Here is a 17,135-nt window from a genome sequence, read left to right as displayed (position 1 = left end):
CAACCCCCACCCCAGGGCCGCCGGGCCCCACACCGCCCGGCCCCCGGCCCACACACCCCCCTCCACCAGGGCCCAGGGCCGGGCACCCCACACCAACAGACGGTCGACACTGTGACCGGTCATGCTCCTGTAGCTCAGGAAGGGTCAGAGCGGCCGTAAAAACGGACGGCGTCATGGTGGAACGGTTGCGGATGCACCGGGACCGGGCCCTGGCCAGCCAAAAGCACCAGGGTTGGGGAACCTCAACGAGGGGCCTTCTACGGCTCTGAACCCCCGGCAGGGAAGCGCGTTTCCACACCCACCTACTCGGCACGGGTTCGAATCCCGTCAGGAGCACCAACCACATATCCCGCCTCAGGTGGCTGCACAGCCGCCTCCCCGCCCCGTGCAGGGTCGGCCCTCTCCCCCAGAGGGCCGACCGGGGCGGGGGCGGAGCTGAGACGAGGCGCTGCCCCACCGCGCGCTGTAGGAACCCTCCGCTAGGCAGCCGAGAAGAGCCAACGGCCAAGGAAGCCACGAACGGCCTCCGCCCCAAGGACCCGTCCGCGCCACCACCGGCCCGGCTCGACCCCCGCCTTACCCACCACCACGCCAAGGACGGGCTGGCCCCACCCACCGACCGCAGCGGACTCGCCGCCCAGGGCTCCATGCGAACGTGGTGTCCGCAAGCAAGCGCAAGGAGAATATGTGTCTCAGGACACCAGCTCAGCAGCTCGTCAGGCGTTCATGGACAGGCTTCGCGAGCAGTGGGAGAAGCAGCCGACTGAGCAGTACGAGTTCCTCGGGATGACCGGCATGGACTACAACGACTGGCTGGAACACCGCCACGGCTGGCCGGTAGACGCGGCTGGAAACTGCCGAATCCACTCGGAGTTGGAGGACTTCCCGGCAACGGACTGCAAGGTCTGCTCGACCCTGATCAAGCTGTTTGAGGAACAGCACAGCAGCACCACGAAGTTCCCAAGCTGAACCGCTGCAATCCTGGTAATCCACCGCCCAGCGCCGGCGGCCGGAGATCCCGGGCCACCCGAGCCCAACACGCCCGACCTCGCCCTCCGCCCGCCCTCAGACGCCGGGCCGAGCGGCCCGTCCCGAGGAACCCACTATGGCGACTCTGCTCATCTGGACCGACGACGGCACCACTCTCACCATCATCGACTCCCACCAGGTCGAGGACGGCGACCAGGCCACCATTGACGAACTGTTCGAAGACGCGGCCGAGCGCGACGGCGCCGACAGTGGGTGCGCGTTCGACGTGGATCGGCACAGCGACGCCGTACAGCGCACGTACGAGGAGTACGCCCGGCCGTTCGGCCTCGCGCTGGTGGACGCCGTCGAGGGCCACACACCCACCACCTACTGATCCGGCGCACACCGTGCACCGAGTCGGCTCCCCGCAGGGACCGGCCCGGGAGGGGTGCTGCTGAGGCCCGGCAAGGGTGCCCGCACCCACCATGTGGTGGGCCGGTCAGGTTGCGGGATGCGGGGCGGTGCAGCGGGCGAAGGCGTTGACGCCGGGCAGGTCCGGTCGGCGCGCGGCCACCTCGGCCGTCAGCGCGCGTACCGAGGGGCGGCGAGCCTCCTGCGGCGCGGCCCTCTCAACGAGTCGTAGCTGGACGAACGCGGCCGGCACGTCGCCGGCGGCCAGCAGGGCGCGGGCAGTGTCGGTTGCCGCGCGGGCCTGGCGCTCCGGCGTGGGCAGCGCGGCCGTTTCCAGGACCGCGGCGTATGCCAGGGCGCGGTCGACCTCGCCGAGTGTCCTGTGGATCCCGACCCGGTAGAGCGCGCACTGCGCCAGCGACAGCTCCCCGACCGCGGATACGCGACCACGGTCGCGGAGGAGGCGGTCCGCGGTGTCTTCGGCCAGGGACACGTACTGCTCGGCGGCGGAGGGGTTGTGCGCCTGGGCGGCGGTGTAGGCCGCGGTCAGGGCCACCATGCCGGACGCCTCCAGGGCTGCCGCGGACGGCCGGGGGCCGGTGTCCAGCTCACTGTGCGCTTCCCCGAGCAGTTGCAGGGCCGTGTCCGCGCGGCCCGTTCGGCGCAGCGGTGTCGCGGCCGCGCGCGCCGCGGCGGCGAGGAGAACCGGTCGGCCCGAGCGGCGGGCCGCCGTCCCGGCCCGGACAGCGAAGGCGGCCGCCGTTTCCACCGCGCCTTCCTTGATGGCCAGTTGGGAAAGGAGCACCCACAGTCCCGCCGCCTGGCCAGCGCCGGCCGGGCTCGTTCGCTCGCTCTGGCTCGCGCGGGCCACCAGCCCGGGGAGCACTTGGTGTAGGCGGTCGTACATGCCGACGGTGAACAGCTGGCGCGCGGCCGCTAGATCTCGCTCGGATAGGCGCTGGCCGCGTCCGTCGGCAACCGCCGGTATCGTGCCGCCCGTCCACACCGCGGCCGCGCACAGCCCGGCGCTCAGTACCGTCCTGCGCTCCACCACCACGCCACCGTCCTCTCCAGCCGCTGTCCCGGATGTCCTCCCGGGGGTCTTCGGCCCGACCTTGCGACGGTACGGGCCCGGCTGGGCTTCGGGGAAGGCGCACGCGTGCTAGCTCCGCGCGCCCCACTTTGTCCTGGCGCGCCAGGCTGCCGGGGGAGCCGCAACCGAGGGATTTGCCGGTGCGCGGTCAGAATGGCTGAGATCATGGCAAGAGGGTCAGCTCATGATCAGGGCACGGTAGTGGGGGCGGGGATGGACGAGACGAGCACGGTGCGCGCGGTCGCGATCGACTACAAGGCGGTCCTGCGCTCGCCCGGGCGCGCCCACAGCGGGGTCGCTGACTTCCTGCTGTGGCTCGACGAGCACGACATCTCCTTCGTGCTGCTCACGACCGACTCCCTCGATGCCGAAGCCGCCCTGAGGGCCGCTGGCCTGCCCGCGCCCGCCCTCCACCTGTGCCGCGATGACATCCCCGGCACGCCGGCCCGCGGCAGCGGTGCCTGGCTGCTGGCGGTCGCCGAGCGCCTCAAAGTGCGCCTCAACCAGATCGTGCTCGTCGGTACCTCGGAGCTGGACTGGCGCACTGGCATCAACGCTGGCGTTGTCCACGTCCTCGCGCGCTGGGCCAACCACGTGCGGAACGCGAAGGGCATGATCACCCTGTCCGCCGACGAGCCGGCCGACGTCGGGGACCTCCTGGAGCACTTCCTGCTGGATGAGCCCCGCTGGGCCTTCAGTCACGACGACCCCGCCCGCTCCTTCAAGATCCGCTCGCTGCTGCCTCCCAACGTGCGGTTCCCCCAGGCCCCCGGCCGGACCTTCGAGCTACAGGACGTCTTCACCCGCGGCCGCACGATCAACGTCGGCGCCCAGGACGCCCGGGACATCCTGATGCTGCGCCTGCTGTCCTCCGCCTACCTCGACGGCACCCTGCCGCACCGCAGCCTCTTCTGCGTCTACCCCAGCAGTTCCCCGGGCCAGGTGAGCCAGCAGCTCGCTGGCTTCCTCACCAAGGCTAAAGTGATGGTCGGCTCCTACTACCGTGAGGACCTCCTCGAGCGCACCGGTCAGGCCCCGGACACCAGCCTGGAGCGGTGGAAGAGGAGCCGGGGCGAGGCAAGCACGGCGGACATCTCGATCGGCGCCCAGGCCCGCACTGTCCGTATCAACCCGAAGTACCGGGGCAAGCTCAAGGGCAAGACGGTGATCGTCTTCGACGACTTCACCACCGAGGGCAAGTCCATCGAGTGGGCCCGCATCCTTCTGACCAGCGCTAACGCGGACCAGGTCATTGCCCTGACCATCGGCAAGTACGGCGCCTCCCGCCACACCGCCTACCAGCTGCGTCCCGGCACGACGATCGATCCTTACCAGGTCAGTTACCACCTGGCAGCCACAAGCTTCGTGACAACGCCCGTCACCGGAGCCACAGGGCCAGGCCCCGACGATGCCCTGAAGGCCACGATGTCCCACTTCATCGCCGCTGCGCAGAACGCCGAGTGATCGTGCCCGTCATCCGGCCTTCGGACGAGCCGACGAGGCTCGGGAGAACCTGAGCCGAACGATCGACCCGACCGCACCCTTCCCTCCCGTACGCAGACCGCGTACGCCATGATGGAAGTGGCCCGAGAAACCTCGCTTCATCCTTCGAACATCCCGGGGCCACGAGTAGAAGGACGCCCGATGGACCTCGATATCACCGCTGAACAGCACGATCTGCTGACTCTGTGCGCGTTGCGCGTCGGCGACGCCAGCCTCGATTGGAGCTTGCTCGCCCGCAGCGCCCAGAGCCCAGAGGGCCTGGCAGCGCTCATGGACGGACGGCTTTCCGAAGACTCGCGTGCCGCGACGAAGAACCGCCCCCTGCTGCAGCAGGCCCTGGCCGCGGGTCTGGACGACGCGCGTGCTCGCGTCGACGAGGAGCTCGCCGCGGCCGCCGAGGCCGGCGCGCGCCTCGTCACGGTCCTGGACAAGGACTATCCGGCGAACCTCCGTGTGATCGGCAACCTGCCGCCGTTCCTCTTCTACCGCGGCGAACTCGATCAGCGCGACGCCCGCTCCATCGCGATCGTCGGCACCCGCCAGGCATCCGAGGCCGGGCTGCGCCGGGCCGCCCGGATGGCCCGCGAGCTCGTCGACCACGACGTCGTGATCGCCAGCGGTCTTGCCAAGGGCATCGACGCGGCCGCCCACCAGGCCACGCTCACCGCGGGCGGCCGGACCTTCGCCGTCATGGGCACCGGCATCGCCGTCCCGGTCTACCCGGCCGAGAACCGTCCGCTCGCGAAGGCGATCCTCGACGCAGGCGGAGCGCTGCTGAGCCAGTTCTGGCCGACGAGCCCCCCGGCGAAGTACACCTTCCCCCGCCGCAACGTCGTCACCTCCGGCACCACCCTGGGGAGCGTCGTCATCGAGGCGTCCAGCACCTCAGGCGCCAAGATGCAGGCCCGTCTGGCCGCCGAGCACGGCAAACTCGTCTTCCTCATCCGCTCCCTCGCCGACACCCAGCCCTGGGCCAAGAAGATGCTGGACGAGGACCGGGCAATCCTGGTCACCGCCTCCAGCGACATCACCAACCGCCTCGGGCAGGCCGCGGACATCCAAGCCGCCGGCCAGCAGCGCCAGCAGCTCGCCCTGGCCGGCCTGTGACGGCAGGTCTCCCGGATCCGGCAGGCTTCCCTGACTGCCCGGTGTGCGCGTACCGCATCACCGGAACCGCTCGCCTGTGCTCCGACTGCGCCGGCCGCACCCTCCACCCCGTCGCCGAGACCCACTGCCCGGTCTGCTCCCAGGCTGTGGCGCCCGGCAGGCAGTGCGGCAACCGGTTGTGCGCGCTCCCGGAAGCCGAGCGGGGGTTCTCCCGCGTCGACGCGGTGGCCATGTACTCCGGAGCCCTGCGAGACAAGATCCACAAGCTGAAGTACGAAGGGATACCGGGCTGGGCGATGATCTTCGGCCGGCTCCTCGTCGGTTGGATGGAAAGCCACCCCGAGGCGATGCACGGTGTCGACTACGTCGTCGGAAACCCCACCCACACGGGCCGCCAGCCTCTCCAGCACATCGAGGCGATCATGGACGCCGCTTACACGGAGGATGTCACCCGAGCCTTCCCCCTCAGCCCGCCAGGCGGCCACCGGCTGGTGAAGCATGCCGAGACGGCCCGGTCAGCCAACCGGACTCTGGACGAGAAGCGTGCGGCTGCGGCCGCGCATGCCGCCGCGCTGACCTGGACCGGAGACACCGGCGACATCAAGGGGGCCACCATTCTCCTCGTCGACGACGTCTTCACCAGCGGATCGCAGCTCCAGCACGTCGCCCGTCGGCTCCGGGCGACCGGTGCCGTCGAAGTCCGGGGACTCGTTCTCGCAAGAGTCCCCTGGGGCGGATGACCGAACCTTCGCATGGGCCTGTCGATGCACCCCCTGCCGGCACGTCGAGCTGGCGGGTGCGCCCGTCGCCGACAGTGCCCGGCTCGCTACCACCCCGCGCACTGTCGGTTGCGGTTGGGAGGGGCTCTTCCCAACCGGCGATGAGGCCCAGCATGAGCCTTCGACACTCCGGCAGGCTGTGTCAGACGCGCGAGGCATGATGAACCCCATGACGGACCAAGATCCCCAGGTGCTGCCCCTGACGTCGGGTGTCGTGCGCCGCCGCCTGACCGTCGCAGTGTGGTGGTCGGCGCTCGCCTGGCCCGTGCTCGCTCTCGCCCTGACGCCGCTCCTTCTGTGGTGGCTCGCAACGAAGCACAGCTCTCCCGCGCAGCGCACGACTTCGGCACCGCCCTCCTGTCGGCCTACAGCCCCTTCAGCACCCGTCTCCTGCCCCGGCAAGCAGCGGCGACGGCTGCCCGGCAAGTCCTCCGCGAAGCGGAGGCCGAGGACCTGAAGCCGGCGACGGTGCAGTTCGTCCAAGAACTCGCCCGAATGAGGCCGTAGCCGACCGAAGACAAGTCGCCCGGGAGACGGCGCCGGGAGACGCGCAGATGCGCTGCCCTGCGAAGAGAGCGCGACCGGCCACCCGCCGGGACGGCCACGTCCGTCAACTACGTTGATCACCATGAGTCTGGGGGACATGCTGCAACGCCACGCCGGGCAGGCCGCGGTGGCAACGGCGATCATCACCGAGGCCGTCATGACACAGCTACGGGGACCGGCGGCCGCGATCGCCGTCGGCGTCGCGGCGGCCGCCGGCGGACTGTGGGTGGCGCAGGGCCGCGCCCGGCAGAAGTCAGCGGTCTCCATGGGGGCGGCAGCCCAGGCGCTGACCTGGCAGCCCCACGCGAGCCGTATGCCTCGACCGTCCGACAGCGCCACGTACCGCCACCTCGCGGCCAGGATGCGGCAGACCACTGAGCACGTACGTCGCACTATCGCCGAGCGCGGACTGGAGAAGGTGACCCTGGCCACCTCCGACGAGACCGGCAGCTGGGCCGATGCCCGTTCCACTGGCCACGGGCGCCGGGGGCACGTGTGGCTCGGCATGCGGTGGCTCCACCCCCGTCACACGGCGCACCTGCCTGCCGTGTTGGAGCACGAGCTCGCCCACCTCCAGCGCCGCGACACCGGCAAGCGCATCGTCGTCGAGTCCGTCGCCGTGGCGACGACCGGCCTGGCCGCCGGGCTCCTTTCCCTGCCCGCCTTCATCCTGACCGCAGCGGCCGCCTGGGTGCTGAACACCCTGTTCTTCTGGTGGGGCGAACTCGCCTGCGACTTCGCGGCCGCCCGCGCCTGCGGCCGGACCGCGGTGGTCGAAATGTGGCGCGAGGACCTCGAGCGAGAACGCGCACGCTCCCTCCTGCCCCGGATCTGGGTGACGGCCCGAGGTCTGCGCACGCATCCACCCACGTGCCTACGGATCCTGTGGGCCGGACACGTCCCCCTGCCCGGCGAACTCGGCCAGGAACCGCACCCACTGCACACGGCGCCCGGCCAGGTGATCTGATCCCCCGACGCGTGCTCCGATTCCCCTATATGTGCGATAGGAGGCCAGGTGACGCTGTACGTTGAGCAGCAGTCCCCCCGGACGCCGCGTCCCCCCGTGCGTTGCGTCCGGGGGCATACGCCGCCAGATCTGCCCTGACCGCTGCCCGTCCCTCGGCACACACGGCCTTCGACCGCGCGCATCTCCAGGGTCACTCCCCACCCTTCGCGGGATGGCCTTCGGGGATGAGACACGCCCTCGTGGTCCGGCCACTACCCTGGTGGCCAGCGGGATCGAGGGAGATACATGAAGCGCACGCGAGCTGTCGAACTGGTCGAGGCGATGCTTCACCGGCTCGACGGCCCCCAGGAATGGCCTCTCCCCCTGGTCCGGCAGGTGTGGCTGTTTGGCAGCTTCGCACGCGGCGCCACCGAGCCCCACGACGTCGACATCGCTGTCCGGTGTGAGCGCGACGAACGGATGAACCAGGCCGTCGTCCAGGCCATCCTCTCCGGCGGCAACCCCTACGCGCCGCTGCGCCGCGCGCTCGCCGGGGCGTCCCGTGGCCTGCAGTTCCAGTTCGAGGACGCGGCCCGCGAGCAGCTGCAGGCCGAAGGCACCTTTATGCTCCCGCTGTGGGAACGAGGTGACACGCTCGCCGAAGCTCTCGGCGTTCTCCACGCGATCGCCGAGGACCCAGAAGCCGGCCGGGCCGAGCGCCACGACATGATCGACGCTTTCGAAGGCCTCGACCGGCACATCCCCCGCCCGATCCGGGCAGAACTGATCGGGTGGCAGCAGCAAGAGGCCATCACCATCTCCCGCCTCAAGCTCCCCGACGCGCCGGACGACACCGATCTGCTGGCGACCCCAGACATGCGCTGGGCCTTCCGCCGGTGGAACGACGACAGCCCGCTGCGCCGCGCGGCCCTGGCGGGTCTGGCCTTCATGAAGGAACTCGCGGTCGAGCTCGACGATGTCGAGCTGGCCGGTCAGCGGCTGCCCACACCGCGGCGCCTCGCGGGACACCGGAGTGAACCCCGCTGGTGGATCAACTGGAAGTGGCAGGGCTACCGGAGCATCCCGTACTGCGTCACCCGCGCTGACGGCTGGCTGGAGGTAGTACAGCCCACGCGGACACGACCGCTGAACGCCTTGGTGATCAAGCCCGGGTCCAAGGCAGCAGCATTCCGCCACTGACCCGTCCGCGTCAGCAGCCCGCGACTCGGTGGGGCTGCGGTGCGCGTCCACGTTGAGTTCGCGCACCGCGCTCCAGGACGCTCCGGCCTGCGTCGGCGTCGGCGTCGAAGGTGAACCCTCCACGTGGACCCGGGGCTGCCGGCTGCGGGAAGGCCGTCTCGAGGAGGTTGCGAACGCTCATATCAACGTCAACGACGGCGACGGCGCCTGATGCGTAGGCGCCCTCGTCCGTGCCCTGTGGCGGCTCAGGAGCGGGCCGCGGGCGCCTGGTCACTCAGTGCGTTGCTGCTGGGCTTTCTCGAAGGCCCGTAGCGTGGCCTGGAGAGTCTGCTCGATCCTGGCAGGATCCCGCGGTGTCTGGCCCTCCTCGGCCTCTGCGCCGCCTCCAGCCGCCGCCAACATGGCGTCGAAGGCCCTTCGCTGCGCGGCCTCATCCAGCGGCTGTCGAGGGCGCAGCGCCCCGATCGTCATCAGCGTCAGGACGTCGTCGCGCGTGGTGGGCTGCAGACGGCCCTCGATCAGCTCGTCCAACCGCCAGCTGTCCGCGATCTCTTCCCACGTCCCGTCCGACGTGGCCTCGTCGCTCATGTGTTCCCCATTTCAGTGAGAGCAAGGAGTCAACCACAGCAGCCGAACCCTCGTGACGTGCTGAAGCCCAGGCGGCGTGCTCACAAGCTGCGCATGACCGCAACGACTTTGCCGAGGATGGAGGCCGTATCGCCACGGATCGGCTCGTAGGCCTCGTTCTCCGGCATGAGCCACACGGTCGAACCGTCCCGCTTGAGTCGCTTCACCGTCGCCTCGCCGTCGATCATGGCCGCCACGATCTCGCCGTTCTCGGCGTCCGGCTGCACCCTGACGGCGACCGTGTCGCCGTTCATGATGTGCGCCTTGATCATCGAATCGCCGCTGACCGTAAGCGCGAACACCTTCCCGCTGCCCAGGAGTTGTCTCGGCAGCGCGAGCATGTCCTCGATGTGTTCGTCGGCGGCAATGGGAGCGCCAGCGGCGATGCGCCCGACAAGTGGGGTGTGAACCACCGAGGAATCGCTGGCGGAGTGTCCCGTGTCCGGGTGCACGGTGTCGGCCTCGGGGCCGGTGGCCGTGGTGGGGACGTAGGCGCGCGGACGCTTCGGGTCCTGCCGCAGGACGCCCTTCTTCACCAAGGCGCTGATCTGATGCGCGACGGACGAGGTGCTGGAGAGTCCGGCGGCCTGCCCGAGTTCCCGCATCGACGGCGGGTAGCCGCGCTCTTGGATGCTGGCCCGGATCGCGTCGACGATCCGGTGCTGCCGGTCGGTCAGCCCATCCTCCCGGGTCACGATGCCCGGCGGACGCCCGACGTACCGCGATGTAGCAATGGCCTCCATGGTGTCCCCCTCCGTGCTCGTCAGGTTCGAACCGTAACCCGGGATTCCGGAAATGGGGACAGATATTCGACCTTCAATCCGCAGGGTAGGGCCAGCCGCCGACACACCTCCGGCCGGCCTCTGCTTCCGCCCAGGGCGCGAAGTACTCAGAACGGAGCGGCGCGCCGCCCAGACGGCGCTTCGCCGCTACAGTGTCGCCACGGCACCGGTCTGCTGTTCCTCACGCGAACCTCGGCCCCCACGGGTTCAAGGCGGAGGTGAAGAAGCACGGCTTCGATCAGCGCAGCCCCACCGACCTCCACGCAGCACGCCAGTGCCTGTTCCTCACGCTCCGCGGGCCGACGGAGCGGAGCGAAAGGTGCTTGAAGCCATGTCGGTCACCCAGACCAGCAGCCGGGCCCGGACGTACGCGCTGTACACCGGTGCTCCCCGCCAGCTCGCTTGCGAGGTCGTCGCCAGTCTCCCCCCGCACGCCCCTCTCATCCCGGCCCCCGCGCACCAGGAGCAACTCCTCCTCGAATCCGAGGTGTTCTACTGGGTCCTCAGCTCCCAGCGGAACTTCTTCGAGTTCCCCTTCGGTATCCGGTACGTGCAGCCCACCGCGGACGGCATCAGGATCCATCTGGAGAGCAACGCGAGCCTCGACAGCCTGCTGGCCGGCCTGCTGCCCGGGCGGGTGAGCGTGGGCACCGGCGACGAGATCCACGGACTCAACGGGTGCCGGATCACGGCACGAAGCGAGCGCGGCATCGAGATCCGCCGCCTCGGCCAGCCGACCAGCATCCGGCTCACCGGCCCTTCCCGCCGCGCCTTCCAGAAGGCCGAAGCCGCCCTCGGCGAACGCATCCGCGACCACGGAGGCGAGGCCAGTTGGCTCGCCGGCGACACCTGGACCGACCACGAACGCCGGTGGGAAGACGAGCACCAGCCGCTGCCCTACGAATCCACCTGGCGTGAGGCGGCCTGGCTCCCCAGCGGGCTGCTGCGCCGCCTCGGTCTCCTGCACACCGTCGCCGTCCCCCAGGTCGTCACCGGCCACGAGGCCCGGCTGGGGGAATGGTGGATCCTCGAGCTGGACCACGACGCCCACACCAGCCTGCGCCGGGCCGAGCTGGTCCAGGCCCTCGCCGACCCCGAGCACGGTCTGCCGCTGGAACTGCGCGGGCACAGGGACCTGACCCCTGGGGCGAGCCTCGGCCTGATCCTCCTCAAGTCCCCGGACAACACCGCCACCCTCCAGCTGCGCTACGACCGCTTCGACTACCCGGTCAAGCCCGAGCGGGCCGAGATGTTCGCCGCGATCCGGCGGCGGATCAGCGCCGTGACGGGCGAGGCCCCGCTCCCGGCGATGCCCGGCTGCTCGGCCACCGGCTAAGACGCCACACCCCACCGAGGCCGCCGTCAAGTCCCCATCACCCGAACGGATTGCCGTCACTCGGCGATCTCCGACTGCCCGTGTTCGTGCCGTACCGTTTCGGGACTGCATCTGCCCGGGGGAGGGCAGACTGCCGGACCGGGGAGAGGACGGCATCGGGGTGGTCGGGGATGACCAGGAGATCTGGGGTCAGAGAGCGGCCTGCCGCACCGCTGACCCAGACGAGCTGTTCGTCGAGGGCGCGGCACAGAACAAGGCCAAGGCCGTGTGCACGGGCTGTCCGGTGCGCACCGAGTGCCTGGCTCATGCGCTCGATCACCGCATCGAGCACGGCATCTGGGGCGGGATGACCGAGCGGGAACGGCGGGCTCTGCTACGGCGGCGCCCGTTGGTCACGTCATGGCGCCGCCTGCTCGAAGCCGCCCGATCGGAACACCAGCGGCTCACCGGCGCCGACGAAGACCAGGCTTGGGACGCCACCGGATGACCGTCCGCGGCCGCCCCGAGAGGAGGGTCACCGCCGGGGCGGCCGCGTTGTCAGTGCTGTGCGCGATGCTGGCGATGAGACTTCAACGGCTCTGTCACGGTCAGGAGCAAGGCCATGAGCAACGCGCCGGAGTGCGCCGTCGAGATCCCCGCGCCGGACGAGGGAACGGTCAAACCCTGGCGCAAGCGGCTGACGGGCCTGGACGAGTCCCAGCCGGGTGCGATGAGTTGCGAAGGGGACTGGCTGGAGGCCGGTGCCACGTACCAGCTGCCGGTGGGGACGCTGGTTGTCCTGTGCGACCCGCTGCCCGGGGGCGCCAGGAAGAGGGTCCGGATCTGGCGGGTCAAGAAGGACGGCACGATCAAGGAGGAGCGGGACTCCACGCTCGGCTCGTCGAACGCCTTCGGAACCTCGGTGCGGGGCACGCTGCGGCGCCTGATCAGCCAGCACCCGCCGCAGAAGGGAGCGGTGCGCCAGATCACCGCAGCTGCGCCGCGCGTCAACGACCGCGACGGCACCTGCTCACAGTGCCGCCAGCCGCTCCCCGCCCGCGCGGGCATCCTCGAACGCAACCACCGCGGCTACATGGACCCGCGCCACCGTCCTGGTCAGTGTCCGCCACCGCCCCCGCGCCCCAACGACTACGCCCAGGCCTGCGGTCTGTGCGGCGGCTGGCTCGAAGCCGGTCAGGGCGTGCTGTACACGGCCGTGCCTGCCGTCGGCGTGTACGGCAAGCCCCTGCTCAAGGCACGCCATGCACAGGACTGTCCTCCTCCCGAGGAACGCGTCACCCCGCCGCCGCCGGCTCCCCGCGCGAACGCGCGCGAACAGGACTGCCGGCTCTGCGGGAACCTGGTAGCCGCGGGCGCCGGCCTCCTGGAACGCTACGGCTCCGCCTGGCAGGTCCGGCATCCGGAGGGGACCTGCCCGCCCAAGGAGAAGCTGTGGGAGATCACCCGCGGCGAGCCCGGCCGCTTCCACCCCCGCCCCGAGCGCTGGGCCGCGCCCGGCACCGTGCTGCGCAGCACCGTCTACGACCACGACCGGCCGTTCCCCACTGACGCGCCGGGCTTCCGGCGCCTGTGTGCGGGAGAGGTCAGCGCGATCGTCGCGACCGTGCGAGAGCGGGCTCCGGAGTACTGCCGCGACGAGGACGGGAACAACCCCAGCTGCCTCATCGGAGAGGACGGCTGGTTCTTCCGGATGTTCGTTCGTCCGGCCACCGCCGAGGAGGCCGCGGACATCCTGGCCGAGGAGGACACCGCGCGCCGCCGAGCCGCCCTGGCCGAGCGCCGCCGCCAGCTGTTCGAGCACCCCGATGACGGCGACATCCCCACACGGTCGACCTGACCGACACCGTCCAGATCGACTTCGGTGCCCGGCGCTCCCTGCACCAGCACTGGCCCGACGACGAGCTCCACGTCGACGAGGTAACCGGCATCGCCTGGTTCCTCCGCTACAACGGGGCCGACGGCGACACGTGGTCCGCGAACAACTTCGGCAGCTTCATCGCCCGGCGGATGCCGCTGACCGAGCAGCGCGCACAGCTGATCGCCGACCTGCGAGCTGAGTACCCGACCTCCGACTGACGGCGCGAACTGGCGGGAAGACACCACCGGTGTCAGTGGCGTACGGCACAGTGGCGGGGCGGAGCCGTTCTAACTCCGTCCCACACCGAGCACGAGGGCAGTGATGGATCGCGACACCTACGCCAAGAGCTTCACCAAGCGCCGAGACGGCGAGTGGGCCGAGATGTTCCGGTGGGTGCCCAGAATGTACCGGGCCGCAGCGTCACGGCTGGAGAAGCTGGAGCGGCAGGCTGAACGACAGTTCCCCGGGGTCTTCGACCGCCTGGAGCAGGAGCGCGACGCCGCCGGCGACACCATCCCGACTTGGTGCTGGCTGCCAGTGGCCCGGGTCCAGCAGGTCCTTGCCGACCACTACGCCCACCGCACCACCCGAGCTTCCGGCGCGACACGCCAAGGACTCGCCGTCATGGCGGCCGGCGACGCAGCCAGGCTGCAGGCGATCGGAGCATGGCGATCTGCCGGACGACACATGGTCAATATCCACGACCGCACAGTTCTCGAGCTGAGGGAGGCGGGCGACCGGATGCCCTCGGACATCCCTCAGCGCTGGCCCCTGCATGGCCTCTATGTCGTCTCTGAGGCACCCAACGGAGCCTTGGGCGCCTTCCTCCACCTCGAGTGGAACGAACTGGAGCAGCGCGCCGAACTGCGCATCGCCCCGGATACCGCCCCCACTGCCTCCCTCGACCGTATGCCTGTTCAACCCTTGCACCTTGAAGGCGGCACCGTGACCGAGGCCGCCCGCCGAACCGTGCTGTCATTCCAGGCCGGCGTCGACACCGTCCTCGGCACGGAGACGCTCCCCGATATCTCGCCGGGCAGCGCCGTCGACGATGCAGCCAGGATGATCGCCAAGAAGAACGCCTTCTGGGTGGCGGCAGCCGACTGGCTGGCCTCCGATCGCCCCACGACGTTCGACGCAGCCGTCTTGGCCGGGACCGAGCCCACGGCCGACTGGCCGCCTGCCAAGGCCCAGGACACCGGCCGCGCTCCCGTGTTGTGGCTGGCCGGCCCGGCCGGCTGACGCAACGACGGACGGCCCCACCACGAAGCCCTCCGCCAGACCAACGTTTCCTCCTTCGGTGAATCGCCGGTGCATGAGGTTCGGTCCTACAGCAGATCCACCTCGGCGTCGACGTACCCGAACGCGTTGGCCATGTGCACCAGCGCCTGCCGCAGCAGGCGCAGACGCTCTCGCCGGTCCATGGCGGGTGCGGCCGTGACGGTGACAGCCATCTGCGGCCTGGGACCGGTGTCGTTGCCGCCTAGCGGCGACATGTCGACGAGCGTGTCAAGGACCGGGAGGACGCCGTTGTCGGCGGGCTGTTCGCACGTTATCCGCAGTTCCGTGGTGGGCGGGGCGGCCCATGACCGGTCGGCCGGGTCGCCCAGGACGTCGGGCAGCATCTCGGCGGCGGTCTCCCAGGCGGCGAGCAGGACGGCCTGGACCTCGTCGAAGCCCAGCGGCGTGTACCCGCCGGGCCCGAGGGCCGCGGCCCAGGCGTCCGGGTTCTCGATCAGGACGTCCGTGCAGGCGACCACGGTGGACTCCATCGCGGTGGGCAGGGCGATCACGACGGAGGCCTTCACGGCCGGGTCGCCTTCCGGCCCGTCGATCGTGCACGTGTAGCCGACGGAGCGGGCCGAGTTACCGAAAGGGCCTCGCTCCCAGCGAGCAGCGGGGAGATCCGCGCCGCGGCGCCGGGACAGCATCGTCACTGCACCGGCCACCGCGCTGTGCGGAAGCTGCTGCTCGAGCAGCGTACGCCGCGGTTTGGTCACCTCCAGCGTGCCCGGGTCGGCCCAAGGCAGGTTGACCAGGGCGCGCAGTCGCAGCGCCGGTGTCTGGCCGGAGGTCCCGATCCCGGCCGAGCGGCCCTGCTCGAGACTGAAGTGGGGGACCGGCTGCCACCGCCACACGCCGCGCCCCGAACACGTCAGCCGGCCTGCGCCCCACGACCCGCCGTCAAGGTCCACGCTGCGGGTGTCGGCCGGGATGACCCACGGGCTGTCCACGTCCGTGAGGGGCCGGGGGAGGCCGATGGCCGCGAGCGGGTCCTGACCGCCTGGTGCCCGTCGGCCGGCTTCGACGATCGCCCGCCAGACAGGCGTGGCGATGGCGACTGGAGGACGCCCGGCTGCCAGGCACAGCACCCATCCTGGTTCGCCGTCCGCCGCGTGGTGCAGATCCTGGAGCACGGCCCCGCCCTGCGCCCAGGCCTCGCCGGCCGGCTGCCCCAGCCCGGCACCGGCGAGCTGCTCGTAGGCCTCCCGCATCTCCCGCTCACGATCGGGCAGGCCTTGGCCGACGCGCAGCCCGCTGCCGGGCCCAGCGTCCGACATGGCCTGCCGTACGAGCTCGGTGAGGGCTTGGGCGGTGGGCATGCCGGAGGCGCGGATGCCGGCGGAGAGCAGTTGCTGCATCTCGCCCCTGGGCAGCCAGTACGTGCTGTCCCCGTGCCTCATCGGCACCGCGACGGTGTCAGGGCGCGTTGCCCCCGGCTTGCCCACCGGGGCCGGCAGGACGAAGAGCGTGTCGGCGGCCTGCGCGGGGATGTCGATGAACAGCACCTGCTCGCCGTCCGCACCGGACCAGCCGACGCGCACGCCGCGGGGAGCCGGGGTGATCCTCTGACGGATCAGCTTGCGGATCTGGTCCACGTTCACGGCGGTCGGGTCGAGGCCGACGACGTCGTCCAGGACTTCTTCGTCGTGCTCGAGTCGGGTGGTGATGCCGATGACGATGACCCCGCCGCCCCCGTTGGCGAACGCCGCGACGTCCTTAGTGAGCTCCTCGACTGCCTTGGGGTCCGCCAACTGGTACGGGCCGCTCTTCGCGTCGAGCCACTGCGTCTCGCGCAGGCCGAGCAAGGAGCGGGGCCGATGGGCCTCCAGCGCGGCCAGGGCGCTCTTCAGATCGTTCAGCACCCCGGCAGTATCCACCGGGCCGCCGGCCTGGGTGGCCGGGTCGCACACCTTCACCAACGTCCTTCGCGCGCGACCGGGCACGCACCTGTCAGCGGGTGCGCGCCGCCGTGTAGCCGGCGATCCGGTCGGCGTCGTTCTGCATCAGTGCGGACAGGTCCGCGCCCGCCCACAAGGTGAAGCTCAGTGCGATCTCGCGGGCGTCTTCGAGCTCGGAGCCCGCACGGAGGTAGCTGAGGAAGGGGATTGCGAGCCGTGCCGCGCGCTCCTGCGGTCGGTCGCCGGATCGGTCCAATGCGACGACGGTCAGGAGCTCCATGCACGTGGGGCCCGCAGGGTGTGCGTGGCGCTGGCCCAGGCTGACCTCGTCACCGAACTTGCCGAGCCAGGAGTCGAACCGCTCCTGGTCCTGTCCGAGGAGCTGGCGTCGGTACCCCGCCCACTCGGTGGCCAGCCACTCGATCAGGAGCAGAGCGTTCGGGCGGAGGGTGCCGGAGTCCTGCCACGTTCTCAGCGCGCTCGTCAGGGTGCCGTACATCGTCATGTTGGCAGGAGGGGGACCCTCGCCGCCTGCGGCGTGATGTGTGGCTTCGTCCTGAGCGGTCATCCTGAGCAGGGCGAGGGCTACGCCACGGGGGTGGGATCGCGCGGTGGTCTCGGTCATCGAACAACTTCCGTGTGATGTTGGGTGATCGGGCAGCAGACATGATGGCCCGGGCAGGCTGGGCGGCCGAGCGTCCGGGACGTCGCCTTGAAGGCGAGGACGGCACCTCGGGGTCTCGTGCCGGGGCGCCCGGTGCGACTTCTGATGGCCTGCGGGCCATGGGCCGGCTTC

17 protein-coding genes are annotated in these 17,135 nt (G+C 70.6%); 12 read left to right on the top strand and 5 right to left on the bottom strand.

Annotation, left to right across the window (positions count from 1 at the left end; all coding sequences use genetic code 11):
• Nucleotides 1-687 precede the first annotated feature (687 nt).
• Both AB0C59_RS07045 and AB0C59_RS07040 read left to right on the top strand, forming a co-directional pair.
• On the top strand, nucleotides 688-969 hold the full coding sequence (locus AB0C59_RS07045; RefSeq protein WP_355272923.1) for a hypothetical protein: 282 nt from the start codon (nucleotides 688-690) through the stop codon (nucleotides 967-969).
• A 136-nt stretch (nucleotides 970-1,105) separates the two neighbouring features.
• A complete protein-coding gene (locus AB0C59_RS07040; protein WP_355272926.1) occupies nucleotides 1,106-1,363 on the top strand; it encodes a hypothetical protein in 258 nt (85 codons plus the stop codon).
• 105 nt (nucleotides 1,364-1,468) lie between these two features.
• On the opposite strand, the gene AB0C59_RS07035 is transcribed toward AB0C59_RS07040, so the two are convergent.
• Nucleotides 1,469-2,434, bottom strand: a complete 966-nt coding sequence (locus AB0C59_RS07035; protein WP_355272929.1) for a transcriptional regulator — start codon at nucleotides 2,432-2,434, stop codon at nucleotides 1,469-1,471.
• Nucleotides 2,435-2,686: 252 nt separating this feature from the next.
• Between AB0C59_RS07035 and AB0C59_RS07030 the strand changes: the two genes are divergently transcribed.
• The 6 genes from AB0C59_RS07030 (at nucleotide 2,687) to AB0C59_RS07005 (ending at nucleotide 8,554) form a co-directional block, all read left to right on the top strand.
• Nucleotides 2,687-3,937, top strand: coding sequence for a hypothetical protein (locus tag AB0C59_RS07030; RefSeq protein ID WP_355272932.1), 1,251 nt, complete (start codon nucleotides 2,687-2,689; stop codon nucleotides 3,935-3,937).
• A 180-nt stretch (nucleotides 3,938-4,117) separates the two neighbouring features.
• A complete protein-coding gene (locus AB0C59_RS07025; protein WP_355272935.1) occupies nucleotides 4,118-5,083 on the top strand; it encodes a DNA-processing protein DprA in 966 nt (321 codons plus the stop codon).
• Nucleotides 5,080-5,823, top strand: coding sequence for a phosphoribosyltransferase family protein (locus AB0C59_RS07020; RefSeq protein WP_363001439.1), 744 nt, complete (start codon nucleotides 5,080-5,082; stop codon nucleotides 5,821-5,823). The genes AB0C59_RS07025 and AB0C59_RS07020 overlap by 4 nt, the downstream gene beginning before the upstream one ends.
• A gap of 208 nt (nucleotides 5,824-6,031) precedes the next feature.
• Nucleotides 6,032-6,319 (top strand): hypothetical protein, encoded by a 288-nt coding sequence (locus AB0C59_RS07015; RefSeq protein WP_363001437.1) that lies wholly within the window; start codon nucleotides 6,032-6,034, stop codon nucleotides 6,317-6,319.
• A 171-nt stretch (nucleotides 6,320-6,490) separates the two neighbouring features.
• Nucleotides 6,491-7,375, top strand: coding sequence for a M48 family metalloprotease (locus AB0C59_RS07010; RefSeq protein WP_355272941.1), 885 nt, complete (start codon nucleotides 6,491-6,493; stop codon nucleotides 7,373-7,375).
• A gap of 285 nt (nucleotides 7,376-7,660) precedes the next feature.
• A complete protein-coding gene (locus AB0C59_RS07005) occupies nucleotides 7,661-8,554 on the top strand; it encodes a nucleotidyltransferase domain-containing protein (RefSeq protein WP_355272944.1) in 894 nt (297 codons plus the stop codon).
• 270 nt (nucleotides 8,555-8,824) lie between these two features.
• On the opposite strand, the gene AB0C59_RS07000 is transcribed toward AB0C59_RS07005, so the two are convergent.
• Both AB0C59_RS07000 and lexA read right to left on the bottom strand, forming a co-directional pair.
• Nucleotides 8,825-9,142: a hypothetical protein gene (locus AB0C59_RS07000; RefSeq protein ID WP_024126888.1), complete on the bottom strand. Its 318-nt coding sequence runs from the start codon at nucleotides 9,140-9,142 to the stop codon at nucleotides 8,825-8,827.
• Nucleotides 9,143-9,222: 80 nt separating this feature from the next.
• Nucleotides 9,223-9,924 carry a transcriptional repressor LexA gene (lexA, locus tag AB0C59_RS06995; RefSeq protein WP_355272949.1) on the bottom strand — a complete coding sequence of 234 codons (702 nt, stop codon included), beginning with the start codon at nucleotides 9,922-9,924 and terminating at the stop codon, nucleotides 9,223-9,225.
• Between the two features lie 370 nt (nucleotides 9,925-10,294).
• Here lexA and AB0C59_RS06990 point away from each other — a divergent pair, with 370 nt between their 5' ends.
• The 4 genes from AB0C59_RS06990 to AB0C59_RS06975 all read left to right on the top strand — a co-directional run bounded on the left by AB0C59_RS06990 (nucleotide 10,295) and on the right by AB0C59_RS06975 (nucleotide 14,399).
• Nucleotides 10,295-11,299, top strand: coding sequence for a hypothetical protein (locus AB0C59_RS06990; protein ID WP_355272952.1), 1,005 nt, complete (start codon nucleotides 10,295-10,297; stop codon nucleotides 11,297-11,299).
• Nucleotides 11,300-11,459: 160 nt separating this feature from the next.
• Entirely contained in the window at nucleotides 11,460-11,786 is a 327-nt protein-coding gene (locus tag AB0C59_RS06985) for a WhiB family transcriptional regulator (RefSeq protein ID WP_024126885.1), read from the top strand.
• 114 nt (nucleotides 11,787-11,900) lie between these two features.
• On the top strand, nucleotides 11,901-13,136 hold the full coding sequence (locus AB0C59_RS06980; RefSeq protein WP_355272956.1) for a hypothetical protein: 1,236 nt from the start codon (nucleotides 11,901-11,903) through the stop codon (nucleotides 13,134-13,136).
• A 342-nt stretch (nucleotides 13,137-13,478) separates the two neighbouring features.
• Nucleotides 13,479-14,399, top strand: a complete 921-nt coding sequence (locus tag AB0C59_RS06975; RefSeq protein ID WP_355272959.1) for a hypothetical protein — start codon at nucleotides 13,479-13,481, stop codon at nucleotides 14,397-14,399.
• An 86-nt stretch (nucleotides 14,400-14,485) separates the two neighbouring features.
• Here the strand turns inward: AB0C59_RS06975 and AB0C59_RS06970 are convergent, their stop codons facing one another.
• Nucleotides 14,486-16,303: an RNA-binding domain-containing protein gene (locus AB0C59_RS06970; protein ID WP_355272962.1), complete on the bottom strand. Its 1,818-nt coding sequence runs from the start codon at nucleotides 16,301-16,303 to the stop codon at nucleotides 14,486-14,488.
• Nucleotides 16,304-16,391: 88 nt separating this feature from the next.
• Nucleotides 16,392-16,964: a hypothetical protein gene (locus AB0C59_RS06965; RefSeq protein ID WP_355272965.1), complete on the bottom strand. Its 573-nt coding sequence runs from the start codon at nucleotides 16,962-16,964 to the stop codon at nucleotides 16,392-16,394.
• Nucleotides 16,965-17,135: the final 171 nt, after the last annotated feature.

It is taken from the genome of Streptomyces sp. NPDC048664, from assembly GCF_040650555.1.
In the GTDB taxonomy this organism is placed as follows: domain Bacteria; phylum Actinomycetota; class Actinomycetes; order Streptomycetales; family Streptomycetaceae; genus Streptomyces.
The sequence above is the reverse complement of the archived record's forward strand: the minus strand, read 5'-3'. Positions and strand labels throughout refer to the sequence as shown.